The organism is Novosphingobium rosa NBRC 15208, from assembly GCF_001598555.1.
GTDB lineage: Bacteria > Pseudomonadota > Alphaproteobacteria > Sphingomonadales > Sphingomonadaceae > Novosphingobium > Novosphingobium rosa.
Genome location: NZ_BCZE01000050.1, coordinates 51,947 through 65,454 on the forward strand (window position 1 = coordinate 51,947; position 13,508 = coordinate 65,454).

At 65.4% G+C, this 13,508-nt stretch carries 10 protein-coding genes; 4 read left to right on the plus strand and 6 right to left on the minus strand.

What is annotated here, in order from left to right:
• Positions 1-144: 144 nt before the first annotated feature.
• Both gyrB and SR3_RS18695 read left to right on the plus strand, forming a co-directional pair.
• Positions 145-2,685 (plus strand): DNA topoisomerase (ATP-hydrolyzing) subunit B, encoded by a 2,541-nt coding sequence (gyrB, locus tag SR3_RS18690; protein WP_068089715.1) that lies wholly within the window; start codon positions 145-147, stop codon positions 2,683-2,685.
• 483 nt (positions 2,686-3,168) lie between these two features.
• A complete protein-coding gene (locus SR3_RS18695; RefSeq protein WP_068089748.1) occupies positions 3,169-3,375 on the plus strand; it encodes a hypothetical protein in 207 nt (68 codons plus the stop codon).
• Between the two features lie 6 nt (positions 3,376-3,381).
• On the opposite strand, the gene SR3_RS18700 is transcribed toward SR3_RS18695, so the two are convergent.
• Positions 3,382-4,437, minus strand: a complete 1,056-nt coding sequence (locus SR3_RS18700; RefSeq protein ID WP_068089717.1) for a class I SAM-dependent methyltransferase — start codon at positions 4,435-4,437, stop codon at positions 3,382-3,384.
• Positions 4,437-5,345 (minus strand): prolipoprotein diacylglyceryl transferase, encoded by a 909-nt coding sequence (gene lgt / locus SR3_RS18705; protein WP_068089750.1) that lies wholly within the window; start codon positions 5,343-5,345, stop codon positions 4,437-4,439. The genes SR3_RS18700 and lgt overlap by 1 nt, the downstream gene beginning before the upstream one ends.
• A 185-nt stretch (positions 5,346-5,530) precedes the next feature.
• Here lgt and SR3_RS18710 point away from each other — a divergent pair, with 185 nt between their 5' ends.
• The gene (locus tag SR3_RS18710; RefSeq protein ID WP_068089719.1) at positions 5,531-8,275 is read left to right on the plus strand and encodes a [protein-PII] uridylyltransferase; all 2,745 of its coding nucleotides are present in this window, start codon (positions 5,531-5,533) and stop codon (positions 8,273-8,275) included.
• Positions 8,276-8,503: 228 nt separating this feature from the next.
• On the opposite strand, the gene gltX is transcribed toward SR3_RS18710, so the two are convergent.
• Both gltX and SR3_RS18720 read right to left on the minus strand, forming a co-directional pair.
• On the minus strand, positions 8,504-9,832 hold the full coding sequence (gene gltX, locus SR3_RS18715; protein ID WP_068089722.1) for a glutamate--tRNA ligase: 1,329 nt from the start codon (positions 9,830-9,832) through the stop codon (positions 8,504-8,506).
• A gap of 279 nt (positions 9,833-10,111) precedes the next feature.
• Positions 10,112-11,773: an NAD+ synthase gene (locus SR3_RS18720; RefSeq protein WP_068089723.1), complete on the minus strand. Its 1,662-nt coding sequence runs from the start codon at positions 11,771-11,773 to the stop codon at positions 10,112-10,114.
• Positions 11,774-11,993: 220 nt separating this feature from the next.
• Here SR3_RS18720 and SR3_RS18725 point away from each other — a divergent pair, with 220 nt between their 5' ends.
• The gene (locus SR3_RS18725; RefSeq protein WP_068089724.1) at positions 11,994-12,500 is read left to right on the plus strand and encodes a hypothetical protein; all 507 of its coding nucleotides are present in this window, start codon (positions 11,994-11,996) and stop codon (positions 12,498-12,500) included.
• A gap of 14 nt (positions 12,501-12,514) precedes the next feature.
• Here SR3_RS18725 and SR3_RS18730 read toward each other — a convergent pair whose 3' ends face one another.
• A complete protein-coding gene (locus tag SR3_RS18730; protein WP_068089726.1) occupies positions 12,515-12,856 on the minus strand; it encodes a hypothetical protein in 342 nt (113 codons plus the stop codon).
• Positions 12,857-12,937: 81 nt separating this feature from the next.
• The gene (gene ndk, locus SR3_RS18735; protein ID WP_068089728.1) at positions 12,938-13,360 is read right to left on the minus strand and encodes a nucleoside-diphosphate kinase; all 423 of its coding nucleotides are present in this window, start codon (positions 13,358-13,360) and stop codon (positions 12,938-12,940) included.
• Positions 13,361-13,508 lie beyond the last annotated feature (148 nt).

The following is a 13,508-nucleotide window of genomic DNA, read 5'->3' on the forward strand; positions in this document are numbered from 1 at the left end:
GCTGCTCAAAAGCTGTCTTAACGCTTTCACATCTGCCCCCTATCGTCATTTTGCGCCAATTTGTTGTGGATGGCCGACATCCCGCGCGCGCGATAGTGGCAAAACGCCTTTCTTCCGCTCGCCACAACGCCTATTAGCCCCAGGATGAGCAGCAACCCCGAGAACACCCAGCCCGTCCCGAACACCAACGCTTACGGGGCGGATTCGATCAAGGTCCTCAAAGGGCTGGACGCGGTGAGAAAGCGCCCCGGCATGTACATCGGTGACACCGATGACGGCTCGGGCCTGCACCACATGGTGTTCGAAGTCTCCGACAATGCCATCGACGAGGCGCTGGCCGGCCACTGCGATCTGGTGCTGATCGAACTGAACCCGGATGGCTCGGTCTCGGTGGAAGACAATGGCCGCGGCATTCCCACGGGCATCCATGCCGAGGAAGGCGTCTCCGCCGCGGAGGTCATCATGACCCAGCTGCACGCGGGCGGCAAGTTCGAGAACACCAGCGACGACAATGCCTATAAGGTCTCGGGCGGTCTGCATGGCGTGGGCGTCTCGGTGGTGAACGCCCTGTCGGAATGGCTGGAGCTGACCATCTGGCGCGACGGGCAGGAACACTGGATGAAATTCGCCAATGGCGATGCCGTGGCCCCGCTCAAGGTGCTGGGTGACGCCCCGATCGCCGAGCGCGGCGGGCGCAAGGGCCAGCCCAAGAAGGGCACCCGCGTCACCTTCCTGGCCAGCGACGAAACCTTCAAGAATGTGCTGACCTATGATTTCGACAAGCTGGAGCATCGCTATCGCGAGCTCGCTTTCCTGAACTCGGGCGTGCGCATCCTGCTGCGCGACCTGCGCGGCGAAGAGGTCAAGGAGCATGACCTCTATTACGAGGGCGGCATCGGCGCCTTCGTGCGCTTCCTCGACCGCAACAAGCAGGCGCTGATCCCCGATCCCATCGCCATCCATTCCGAGCGCGACGGCATCGGCATCGATGTGGCGTTGGAGTGGAACGATTCCTACTACGAAAACGTCCTCTGCTTCACCAACAACATCCCGCAGCGCGATGGCGGCACCCATCTGGCCGCCTTCCGCGCGGCTTTGACGCGTACCCTGAACGGTTACGCCGAACGCTCGGGCCTGCTGAAGAAGGAAAAGGTCTCGCTTTCGGGCGAGGACATGCGCGAGGGCCTCACCGCCATCGTCTCGGTCAAGCTGCCCGATCCCAAGTTCAGCAGCCAGACCAAGGACAAGCTGGTCTCCTCCGAGGTCCGCCAGCCGCTCGAAGCCCTGATGGCCGACAAGATGAGCGAATGGCTGGAGGAAAACCCCGCCCACGCCAAGACCGTGATCCAGAAGGTGATCGACGCCGCCGCCGCCCGCGAAGCCGCCAAGCGCGCCCGCGAACTCACCCGCCGCAAGGGCGTGATGGACATCGCCAGCCTGCCCGGCAAGCTGGCCGATTGCCAGGAGCGCGATCCTTCCAAATGCGAACTCTTCCTGGTCGAGGGTGACTCGGCAGGTGGCTCGGCCAAGCAGGGCCGCGACCGCCACTATCAGGCGATCCTGCCGCTGAAGGGCAAAATCCTGAATGTGGAACGCGCCCGCTTCGACCGGATCATCAGCTCCAAGGAAGTCGGCACCCTCATTCAGGCGATGGGCACCGGCATCCGCGACGAGTTCAACCTCGACAAGCTGCGCTACCACAAGATCGTCATCATGACCGACGCCGACGTCGACGGCGCCCACATCCGCACCCTGCTGCTGACCTTCTTCCACCGCCAGATGCCCGACATCATCCGCGCCGGGCACCTCTTCATCGCCCAGCCGCCGCTCTACAAGGTGACCAAGGGCCGCAGCGAGGTCTATCTGAAGGACGCCGCCGCCTATGACCGCTATCTGATCGAGGCGGGCATCAACGGCCGCGTGCTGGAAGCCAGCGGCGGCGCGCGCAGCGGCCCCGATCTGGTCGAACTGGTCGAGCATGCCAGCCGCATGCGCAATCTGATGGCCTTCGCCCCCCGCCGCTACAACGCCGCCGTGATCGAGGCGCTGGCCCTGGGCGGCGCGCTGGAGCATGATCTGACCCCGGCGGAACGCGGCGAGGCCCTGCAGAAGGTGGCAGGCATCCTCAACATGGGCGACCGCGAGGCGAAATGGACCGCCGCCCTCACCGAGGATGGCCATGTCGAGATCCGCCGCTTGTGGCGCGGCGTGACCGATTATCACAAGATCGAGGCGCCCTTCCTCGTCAGCGCCGAAGCCCGCAAGCTGGCCAAGCTGGCCGCCGAGCAGGCCGAGGCCTATGGCAGTCCTGCCCGTCTGGTCCGCACCACCGCAGCCGCCGCCGAACCCGAAGCCGATGTGGCCGAGGATGAGGACGCTCCCGCCCGCGCCCGCCCGGCCAGCGGCAATGACACCATCACCCGCCCCAGCCAGCTGCTGGATGCGGTGCTGGAAGCCGGTCGCAAGGGCCTGTCGATCTCGCGCTACAAAGGCCTGGGCGAGATGAATGCCGAACAGCTCTGGGAAACCACGCTGGACCCCAACCACCGCGTGCTGCTGCAGGTGAAGGTGGAAGACGCCGACGTGACCGACGAGATCTTCACCCGCCTGATGGGCGACGTTGTGGAACCGCGCCGCGACTTTATTCAGGAAAATGCCCTGAACGTGGCGAATCTGGACGTTTGATCGCGGGTTTTGCAGAAGGTTAAAAGAGAAGATGCGAGGGCCATCGCCCTCGCGCTCCCTTTAGTGTCTTCGCTGCGTACAACCTATCTGTCGGGCACGCATTCCAAGCGCCGCAGGCTTTAAAGTTCGCAGGGCAGCGGGTGGAGCAAAACATCACTGCCTGCGACGCTCCAGCCAGCGCAGGTGGATAGTCTGACCGCCACGGTCGGGCGCCCCTGCCCCATCGCCGGGAGACGGAATGGGAGCGCGAGGGGGTAACCCCCTCGCATCTTCCTGCTTCCCCCCTTATATTGGCCGGCGCAGCGCGAAACAGCGCAGGGGGGACCGACAATCAAGGACGAGATCGAGATGAGTGAAGACAGCAAGCCCCAGCACCCCGATTACACCTCGGTGGAGGCCTATGTCGGCGCAGATCAGACCCATGGGGCGGAACCGCATGTGAAGGCCACCGTGGCGAACATTCCGTGGGATCAGCCCGCCACGATGATTGATCTGGAGGGCCGCACGCCGATCATCGGCGTGATCCGCGAATGCGCGCTGCATTTCTCGCTCTACAAACCGCATGCGCGGGAGCAGGCGCGTATCCTCCTGACCGTTCCTGTCCACCGCGAGGGCCGCAAGACCCGCACCTGGATTCTGGAGCCCGGCGAGATCGCCGCTCTGGCGCAGAGGCTGGCTGAAGAAGGCTAACGGCGCTCAGGCCGCGAAACCGGCCCCCGGCGGCCAGCCTTTGCCGGCCAGCCCCAGCACCATGAACAACGTGCCCATCTGGTCGGGGCTGACCAACCGTTCAAGCGCCCCGGCGATCTCCCCGGATCGCTCGGGCGAGGCTTTGGCCAGAGCCCCAGCCCGCTGCGCAATGCCCAGAGCGCCAAGGAAAGCCCCCTGCCCCACCGGCCCGGCGACCTGAGCGCCCGCCGCCTGCGCCGCAGCCATGGCGGCGGAAAAATCGACCAATGTGGTCAGGTCCGCCTCGCCGGGCGTGGCGAAAGGATCGGCGGCGGCATGGCCCTTCAGAGCCTGAAGCGTCGAGCCGGTCCGGGGCGCGGTGTAGCCATAATCGACCACCAGCCCCGCCCCGCCCTGCGCCGCCAGCATCCGGGCCAGTTCCCCCATCACCGCGCTCGCGGCGGGGGAGACCTCGACGATGGTCTGCGCATCGGCCTCGCGAAAGGCCTCGGGCACGGCAAGGTCCAGCGGCATGGTGCCCGCCATCGGCACGAAGCGGTCATCCTGCAGGCCCACCATCCGCTCGCGCCAGCCTTGCGGCGTTTTCACGATCTGGCGCACCGGCAGCGCATCGAGGAATTCATTGGCGACGATCAGCAGCGGCCTGTCCTCTGGCAGACTGCCCAGATCGTCATGCCACTGCGCGCCGGGCTCGGCGCGGGCCTGAGCCGCGCGCATGGTGGGCGATGTCTCGACGAAATGGACGCTGCCCGCCCAGCCGAAACGGCGCATCACACGCAGCGCATCGCGGGCCAGCGTGCCCCGCCCCGGCCCCAGCTCGACATAGGCCGCATCCACCGGGCTGCCAGCACGCGACCACACATCGGCCAGCCAGATGCCGACCATCTCGCCGAACATCTGGCTCACTTCGGGCGCGGTGGTGAAATCGCCATCCGCGCCCAGCGGATCGCGCGAGCCATAGTAATGGGCATTGGCCTGCCCCATCCACAGCGTCAGGCTGACCGGCCCCTGCAGGGCGATCAGCCGCGCCAGGCTCTGCTCCAGCGTCATATCAGCCGGCATCAGGCCACCACGGGCGCGCCTGCCGCCGAGCCCAGCGCCGGGCGGCGCAGCGCCCGCACCACCAGCACCAGCCCCAGCACGATCATCGGCATGCAGAGCCACTGGCCCATCGACATGCCGGTGGCATGGGCGAAATCCTCAAGCTGCTTGTCGGGCTCGCGGAAATATTCGACGCAGAAGCGCGCCACGCCATAGCCGCCCACGAAGATGCCGCTCAGCAGGCCGGGGCGCCAGCGCGCGCCGCTCTTCCAGAACAGCGGGATCAGGATCAGCGCCAGCGCCAGACCTTCCAGGGCCGCCTCGTAAAGCTGGCTGGGGTGGCGCGGCAGCGGGCCGCCATCGGGGAAGACCATCGCCCAGGCCACATCCGGCGTGGTGACGCGGCCCCACAGCTCGCCATTGATGAAGTTGGCGCAGCGCCCGAAAAACAGGCCGATCGGCGCGCAGGGGGCGATGTAATCGCTCACCCGCAGGAAGCTCAGGCCATTGGCGCGGCAGACCCAGGCGATGGCCACGATCACGCCGGTGAGGCCACCATGGAAGCTCATGCCGCCATCCCACAGCCGCACCAGCAGCAGCGGGCTGGTCAGCATCGCATGGTCATAGAACAGCGCATAGCCCAGGCGGCCGCCCAGAATGATGCCGATGGTGCACCAGAAGAACAGATCGTCGGCATGGCGCTGGGCCAGCGGAGCGCCGCCCGTGCGCAGCTCGCGCGTCAGATGCCAGTAGCCGAAGAGGATGCCCGCCAGATAGGCCAGCGAGTAATAGCGCAGGGTGAAGCCGAAATGGGTGGTCAGCGGCCCCAGTTCGATGCCGCGCTTGAGATGCAGATCGACCCATTGCAGGGGCTGATGGACGGCGCTGCCTGCGGTGGTAACGGCGTCGAGAACAAGATCGAGCGTCATGGAAATCGAAAATCCGCCTCTGTCCGGGGCCATAGGGTAGTACGGGATCAACCCGCCGCGCCGCGCCTTTTGGCATAGAGGAAGGCGCGATGATAGGTGGTTCCGCGCTAAGGGCCTGCTCGCTCACCGCTTCTTCATGCGATCACGCTATGCTGGCCGCTCGCAACAGGATAAGAGCCCCGTTCATGAACGACCTGCGCATCCCCAACCAGCGTGCCGTGATCGACCGGCGGGCGCTGACCGCCGCCATCGATGCGGAGGTGGCGGCCAAACCGCCCGCCGGGCAGCGGATGAAGGTGGTGGAAGCGCTGCGCGCCGCGCTGGCCCATGGCCGCGAGGAAATCGCCCGCCGGCTGGAAGAACGCCCGGCGGCGGGCCATGATGCGGCGGCGGCGCAAGCCTTTCTGGTCGACCAGCTGCTGCGGGTGATCCACGATCACGTCGTCAACGATGTCTATCCCTCGGGCCACCGCTCCAGCGGTGAGCGGCTGACGATCATGGCCGTGGGCGGCTATGGGCGCGGCGAGATGGCGCCGCATTCCGATGTCGACATCGCCTTCCTCACCCCCTCCAAGCAGACCCACTGGTGCGAGCAGGTGATCGAGGCCATGCTCTATTTCCTGTGGGATCTGGGGCTGAAAGTCGGCCATTCCAGCCGCAGCCTCGACGATATGGTCCGCATGGCCAAATCCGACATCACCATCTGCACCGCCCTGCTGGAGGGCCGCTATGTGTGGGGCGATCAGGAACTGTTCGAGGAAGCACGCCGCCGCTTCTTCGCCGAGGTGGTCGCGGGCACCGAAAGCAAATTCGTCGCTGAAAAGCTGGTGGAACGCAATGAGCGCCACAAAAGGCTGGGCGATTCGCGCTATGTGGTCGAGCCCAATGTGAAAGAGGGCAAGGGCGGCCTGCGCGATCTGCACACGCTCTACTGGATCGGCAAATACATCCACAAGGTGCGCTCTGTGGCGGAGCTGGTCGATGTCGGCCTGCTGACGCCCAAGGAATACCGCGATTTCCGCCGCGCCGAAAACTTCTTCTGGGCGGTGCGCTGCCACCTGCACGATCTGACCAACCGCGCCGAAGACCGCCTGACCTTCGACCTGCAACGCGCCGTGGCCGAGCGCATGAATTTCGCCGACCGCCCCGGCAAAAGCGCTGTCGAGCGTTTCATGCAATACTTCTTCCTTCAGGCCAAACAGGTGGGCAGCCTGACCGGCGTCTTCCTCGCCCAGCTTGAGGAGCAGAGCGCCAAGAAGCAGCGCAAGGGCCTGTTCGCGGGCTTTCGCGGGCGGCCCAAGACGGTGAAGGGCTTCAAGGTGTCCTCGGGCCGGATCGCCGCGCCCGACGATGGCTGGTTCGCCGCCGATCCCGTCCGCATGCTGGAGATCTTCGCCATCGCCGATGAACAGGCGCTGGAAATCCACCCCGAGACCATGCGTCTGCTCACCCGCGACTGCCGCCTGATCGATGCCGCCGTGCGACGCGAACCCCATGCCAACGCCCTGTTCATGAGCGTGCTGACCAGCCCGCGCGATCCCGAAACCGTGTTGCGCTGGATGAACGAGGCGGGCGTCTTCGGGCGCTTCGTGCCCGAGTTTGGCCGCGTCAATGCGCAGATGCAGTTCGACATGTACCACCACTATACGGTGGACGAGCACACCATCCGCGCCATCGGCCTGCTGGTGCGCATCGAAAAGGGCGAGCTCAAGCAGGATCATCCGCTCGCCACACTTCTGATGGGCAAGGTGCATTCGCGCCGCGCCACCTTCGTGGCCGTGCTGATGCATGACATCGCCAAGGGGCGCGGCGGTGACCACTCGATCCTGGGCGCCGAGATCGCCAAGCGCCTCTGCCCCCGCTTCGGCCTGAGCGAAGAGGAAACCGCGCTGGTCAGCTGGCTGGTGCGCCAGCATCTGATCATGAGCGCCACCGCCTTCAAGCGCGATCTGGCCGACTGGAAGACCATCACCGATTTCGTCTCGGTGGTGCAATCGCTGGAGCGGCTGCGCCAGCTCACCCTGCTGACCATCGTGGACATCCGCGCCGTCGGCCCCGGCGTGTGGAACAGCTGGAAGCGCCAGCTGCTGGCCGAACTCTACAATGCGGCGGAAGAGCGCCTGCGCCTCGGCTATGTCCAGAGCCACCGCGCCGAGCGTATCCAGGCCAAGAAACAGGCCGTCGCCGAGCGTATGGGTGACAGCGGCGCGATGGTCGAAAGCATGGGCAAGCTGATGGGCGATGCCTATTGGATCGCCGAGAGCGAGGAGGTGATTGCGCTCAATCTGGCCCAGCTGGATCAGGCCGCCGGAGAGCCGCTCTCCATCACCACCACCTATGATGCCGCGCTGGGCGCCACGCTGGTGATGGTGATCGCCGCCGACCACCCCGGCCTGTTCTACCGCATCGCCGGCGGCATCCATCTGGCGGGCGGCAACATCATCGACGCGCGCATCCACACCGCCAAGAACGGCACCGCCGTGGACAACTTCCTGGTGCAGGATCCGCTGGGCCGCCCCTTCTCGGAAGAAGGCCAGTTCGCGCGCCTCAAAACCATGATCGGCGATGCTTTGGCCAACCGCGTGCCGCTGGTGCCGCAGCTGGCCGCCCGCCCCCTCGCCCGGCCCCGCGCCGAGGCCTTCGAGGTCCGCCCGCGCGTGGAGTTCGACAACGATGCCTCCAACCGCTTCACCGTGGTGGAAATCTCGGCCCGAGACCGGCCCGCGCTGCTGAACCGCCTGGCCCGCGCTTTGTTCGAGGCGCGACTGATCGTGCATTCCGCGCATATCGCCACCTATGGCGAGCGGGCTATCGATACGTTCTATGTGACGGATCTGTTCGCCGGGAAAATCGATACGGCCAGCCGGTTGAAGTCGGTCGAAAAGCGCTTGCTGGAAGCGGCAAGCGAGGATGTGCCGGAAATAGCATAAAAGGGACAATGCGAGGGGGTTACCCCCTCGCGCTCCCATGACTGTCTACCTTGTGCACAACCTATCGGTCAGGCACGGATTCATGGCGCCGCAGGCAGAAACGGTAGCTGGTGCTGTCTTGGCAGATTTGATTGCCTGCGGCGCAGCGTGCTTGGCGCCTTGGCCGAACCCTGAGCGCCACGTGGACATCAAAGGGAGCGCGAGGGCGATGGCCCTCGCATGCCTCTTTTATACCTTCAAACGCTCAACCACCTGATCCTTCCCGATCAGCGGCAGCAGAGCCCCCATATCCGGCCCATGCTCCATGCCGGTGATGGCCTGACGCAGCGGCAGGAACAGTGCCTTGCCCTTGCGCCCGGTGGCCTCCTTCAGCGCGCCCGTCAGAGCGGCCCAGGGTGCGTCGGCCCAGTCCAGCCCGGCTGCCACGTCGGCGGCGGAAGTGAGAAAGGCGCGGGTTTCGTCATCGAAGTCAGGCGCGGTGATGGGGCCGGTGACGATGGACCACCAATCGGCAGCCTCTGCGATGGTCGAGAGGTTCGGGCGGATGGCCTCCCAACCCGCCGCATCGATCCCTGCAGGCAGGCTGACGGCCACGCGATCGAAGGGCAGGCGGTGGAGGATCGAGGCGTTCAGGCGCGCCAGCTCCGCCTCATCGAAGCGCGCCGGGGCGCGGCCGAAACGTGACAGGTCGAAGGCTGCGATCAGCTCCGCCAGAGACAGCGCCGGATCGACCGGATCGCTGGTGCCCAGGCGGGCCAGCAGAGCGATCACGGCCTCGGGCTCGATGCCCTGCTCACGCAGCTCGCCGATGCCCAGCGAGCCGAGGCGCTTGGAAAGCTTGCCCTCCGCGCCGGTCAACAGCGCTTCGTGGGCCAGAGCGGGCACGGGGGCGCCCATCGCCTCGAACATCTGCACCTGCACGGCGGAGTTGGTGACGTGATCCTCGCCGCGCAGGATCTGCGTGACGCCCATATCCACATCGTCGATCACCGAGGGCAGCATATAAAGCCACGATCCATCCGCGCGGCGCACCACCGGATCGGACATCTGCGCCGGATCGAAACGCTGGGGCCCGCGAATACCGTCCACCCATTCGATGGGCTTGTCGCGGTCCAGCAAAAAGCGCCAGTGCGGCGCCTCGCCAGCGGCGGCCTTGGCGGCGTGGTCCGCTTCGGTCAGATTCAGCGCGGCGCGATCGTAGATCGGCGGCAGGCCCCGGCCCAGCAGCACCTTGCGCTTCAGCTCCAGCTCCTGCGCGCTTTCATAGGCGCGGTAGACGCGGCCACCCTCGACCAGTTTCTGGAACTCGCGCTCATACAGCGCCGAGCGGGCCGACTGGCGTTCCTCGCCATCGTGGTTCAGGCCCAGCCAGGCCAGCGTGTCACGGATGGCGTCGACATAGCGCTCCTCGCTGCGAGCGGCGTCGGTGTCGTCGATGCGCAGCAGGAACCGCCCGCCCTTTTGTCGCGCCAGCATCCAGTTGTGCAAAGCGGTCCGGATGTTGCCGATATGCAGCAGGCCAGTGGGCGACGGGGCGAAGCGGGTTACGGTGGTCATCCGCGCGCTATAGGGACGGGAAGAAGGAAAGAGAAGATGCGAGGGCCATCGCCCTCGCGCTCCCTTTATTTGTCGGCGTGGGCGCTTCGGGTTCATCCTTGTGCCCAGTTTGCCGCGCCGCAGGCAGAAGGACAGGGCTCTCGCTGGCGGTGTGGCGCAAGCTATGTTGATTGCCTGCGGCGCGGCAACCTTGGCGCTTAAGCCGAACGAGATGCGCAACGTGGACATTAAAGGGAGCGCGAGGGCGATGGCCCTCGCATGTCTCTCTTCAAACCTTGCTTAAGCCGTCCGAAACGCCTGCGTAATCGGATACCTGCGATCCCGCCCGAAATTCCGCGTCCCCAGCTTCACGCCCGGAGGGGCCTGACGGCGCTTGTACTCGGCCAGATGGAGCAAACGCTCGATCCGCGACACGACCTCACGGTCGAAGCCTTCCTTCACCAGCTGATCGACGCTCTTTTCATGCTCGACGAGGCCGATCAGGATCGGGTCCAGCACATCGTAGGGCGGCAGCGAATCCGAATCCTTCTGGTCCGGGCGCAGTTCGGCGCTGGGCGGCTTGGAGATGATGTTCTCCGGCATCACCGGGCCGCTCGGGCCAAGGCCGATGCGCGGCTTGTTCTCGTTGCGCCATCTGGAGATGGCGAAAACCGTCAGCTTGTAGGCGTCCTTCAGCGGGTTGTAGCCGCCGTTCATATCGCCGTAGAGCGTGGCATAGCCCACGCTCATCTCGCTCTTGTTGCCGGTGGTGACGACCATCGGCCCGAATTTGTTGGAAAGGGCCATCAGCGTCACGCCGCGAATGCGGCTCTGCACGTTTTCCTCGGCCAGATCGGGGGCCTTGCCGGCGAAGGCGGGCCCCAGCATCTCGTCGAAGGCCTTGACGGCGGGGACGATGGGGATGGTGTCGTAACGCACGCCCAGCAGATGCGCGCATTGCGTGGCGTCCACCAGGCTTTCGGTGCTGGTGTAGCGGCTGGGCAGCATCACGCACCACACCTTGTCGGCGCCCAGCGCATCCACCGCGATGGCGGCGCACAGGGCCGAATCGATGCCTCCGGAAAGCCCCAGCACCACGCCGGGGAAGCGGTTGCGCGTGACGTAATCGCGCAGGGCCAGCACCATGGCGGAGTAGATGCTTTCCTCCTGCCCGACATGCTGGGCGATCTCGCCATGGTCGCAGCGCCAACCCTTGGCGGTTTTGGTCCAGCTGGTGAGCACCTCCTGCTCCTCCCAGTCGGTCATCTGCACGGGCAGGCTGCCGTCGCCATTGACCACGAAGCTGGCGCCATCGAACACCAGCTCGTCCTGCCCGCCCACGCGGTTCAGATAGGCCAGCGGCACGCCGGCGGCCACGGCGCGGCGCTTGGCGACGCCATCGATGCGCAGCGAATCCTTGTCGATCTCATAGGGGCTGCCGTTGACGCAGATGAAGATCTCCGCGCCGAAATCGGCCAGATGCTTGCAGACATTGGGGTGCCAGATGTCCTCGCAGATGGGCACGCCCAGCATGATGCCGCGGAAGATGATCGGCTCGGGCAGCGGGCCGGGCTGGAACAGGCGCATCTCGTCGAAGGTGCCGTAATTGGGCAGCTCATGCTTGAAGCGGATGGCCTGCACCTTGCCCTGATCGAGCAGCGCCACGCCATTGTGCAGCGCGCCGTCCTGCACGAAAACGCTGCCCACCAACATCGCCGGGCCCTTGGTGGCGGTGGCGGCGGCCAGCTTCTGAAGCTCTGCGGCGGCGCGCTCGATCAGCGCGGGCTTGAGGATCAGGTCTTCGGGCGGGTAGCCGATCAGCTGCAGCTCGGGGAACACGATCAGATCGGCCCCCTTGGCGGCGGCGCGCTCACGCGCGGCCAGCATGGCGGCGGCATTGCCGGCCAGATCGCCAACGGACTGATTCAACTGGGCGAGCGTGATCTTGAGTGTGTCGGGCATGATGGGTGACTGTGTAGGGAGGGATCGCCGGAGGGGCAAGAAGGAGGAAGGCAGAAGATGCGAGGGGGTTACCCCCTCGCGCTCCCATTCCGTCTCCCGGCGAAGCGGCAGTGGCGCCCGGTCCTTGTGTTTGACCTCTCGGTGGCTTGGGCTTCTTCCGCTGCGAGGGGGAGGTATTTGGCCTTTGACGGGGTAAGCCGAATGGATCAGCCTCTTCCCCATGCAGGCATGGGCCACCTTCTACGCCGTGATCGCCGGAGCCGCCGCCACACTGATGGGGCTGCTCTTCGTGGCCGTGTCGGTGACGGCGGGGGACGATTTTATCCGCCCTTTCTCCACCTCCCGCGCGCTGGCAGAGCAGGCGTTTCAGAATTACCTCGCTGTGTTGATGATCGCCTGCATCGCGCTGTTCCCCGATCAGAACCTTGCCGCCATTGGCGGAGCCTGTCTGGCGGTGGTGGCGGTGAAGATGCTCTGGGCGCTGGTGCGGCTGGTGCAGGCGATCCGCCACGGCACCGGCGAGATGCCGCTGCTTGCAACGCTGAGGCGCCATGTGATCTCGATCACCGGGCTGGGCCTGCTGGTCTGGGCCGCCGTGCCGCTCTCGCTGGGGCAGCGAAGCACGTTTCATACGCTGGCGGCGGGAGTGCTGGTGTTGTTGGGATCGTCAGCGACGGTGTCGTGGCAGTTGCTGCATTATCTGCTGCGGCACCGGGTGCGTCAGTAGAGTGGCTCTTCGCCTCAACTGCGCAGTGGTTGCTGCACCGTCAGCAAAGCGGTGAAATCAAGATCGGTGACCACCTGATCGGAATCTGTAAGCTGATAAACGCCCGGCTCGGCATAATCGATGGCATCGAGAATGGGAGCGATCGTGAAGCTCTGGCCATCGTCATGGCGACGCAGCACAATGCCAGCCTCACTGTCAGCACTCTCGACTGTGCCGAACACCTGCTCACGCCCGATCAGCGTGCCATCATGATCGAGATGCGTCAGCCCGATCAAAAGCGCACTGCCGATCAATTCCCCCGCGAAAGCCTCATCCCAATCATCTTCGCCGTCGATGCTTTCAAAACCTTCGTCCATACCCCCTCCTATCCCCAAAAAACAAAACCGCCGGAGGTTTCCCCCCGGCGGCTTCGTTACATCAGCAATCCGAAAGATGGATCAGCCGACCAGTTCTTCGGGCTTGAAGAAGTAGGCGATCTCGATCGCGGCGTTCTCTTCGCTGTCCGAACCGTGGACCGAGTTGGCTTCGATCGATTCGGCCAGTTCCTTGCGGATGGTGCCGGCGTCGGCGTTGGCGGGGTTGGTGGCGCCCATGATGTCGCGGTTGCGCTTCACGGCGTCTTCGCCTTCCAGCACCTGCACGACGACGGGGCCGCTGATCATGAACGAGACCAGATCACCGAAGAAGGGACGCTCGGCGTGGACGGCGTAGAAGCCCTCGGCCTGTTCCTTGCTCATCTGGATGCGCTTGGAGGCGACGACGCGCAGGCCGGCTTCTTCCAGCATCTTGGTGACGGCGCCGGTCAGGTTGCGGCGAGTGGCGTCGGGCTTGATGATCGAGAAGGTGCGGGTCACCGCCATGGGAAATTCCTTGCGAGGTTGGGCTGCAGAGCGGGCTGTAAAGCCCTGTTGCGCGGCCCCCTAGCCGGGATGCATCCATTTCGCAAGCGGTGTGGTGACGCTGTGCGACACCGGCACAGCGGTATGGGCCTAAGAGTCTGTTTGAAAA

What these genes read in the sequence shown, in the direction of transcription:
- gyrB (WP_068089715.1), top strand. Translation starts at nt 145, where the DNA reads ATGAGCAGCAACCCCGAGAACACCCAGCCCGTCCCGAACACCAACGCT.
- SR3_RS18700 (WP_068089717.1), bottom strand. Translation starts at nt 4,437, where the DNA reads ATGCCGGCTGATATGACGCTGGAGCAGAGCCTGGCGCGGCTGATCGCC.
- SR3_RS18710 (WP_068089719.1), top strand. Translation starts at nt 5,531, where the DNA reads ATGAACGACCTGCGCATCCCCAACCAGCGTGCCGTGATCGACCGGCGG.
- lgt (WP_068089750.1), bottom strand. Translation starts at nt 5,345, where the DNA reads ATGACGCTCGATCTTGTTCTCGACGCCGTTACCACCGCAGGCAGCGCC.
- SR3_RS18695 (WP_068089748.1), top strand. Translation starts at nt 3,169, where the DNA reads ATGATTGATCTGGAGGGCCGCACGCCGATCATCGGCGTGATCCGCGAA.
- SR3_RS18730 (WP_068089726.1), bottom strand. Translation starts at nt 12,856, where the DNA reads ATGGACGAAGGTTTTGAAAGCATCGACGGCGAAGATGATTGGGATGAG.
- SR3_RS18725 (WP_068089724.1), top strand. Translation starts at nt 11,994, where the DNA reads ATGCAGGCATGGGCCACCTTCTACGCCGTGATCGCCGGAGCCGCCGCC.
- SR3_RS18720 (WP_068089723.1), bottom strand. Translation starts at nt 11,773, where the DNA reads ATGCCCGACACACTCAAGATCACGCTCGCCCAGTTGAATCAGTCCGTT.
- ndk (WP_068089728.1), bottom strand. Translation starts at nt 13,360, where the DNA reads ATGGCGGTGACCCGCACCTTCTCGATCATCAAGCCCGACGCCACTCGC.
- gltX (WP_068089722.1), bottom strand. Translation starts at nt 9,832, where the DNA reads ATGACCACCGTAACCCGCTTCGCCCCGTCGCCCACTGGCCTGCTGCAT.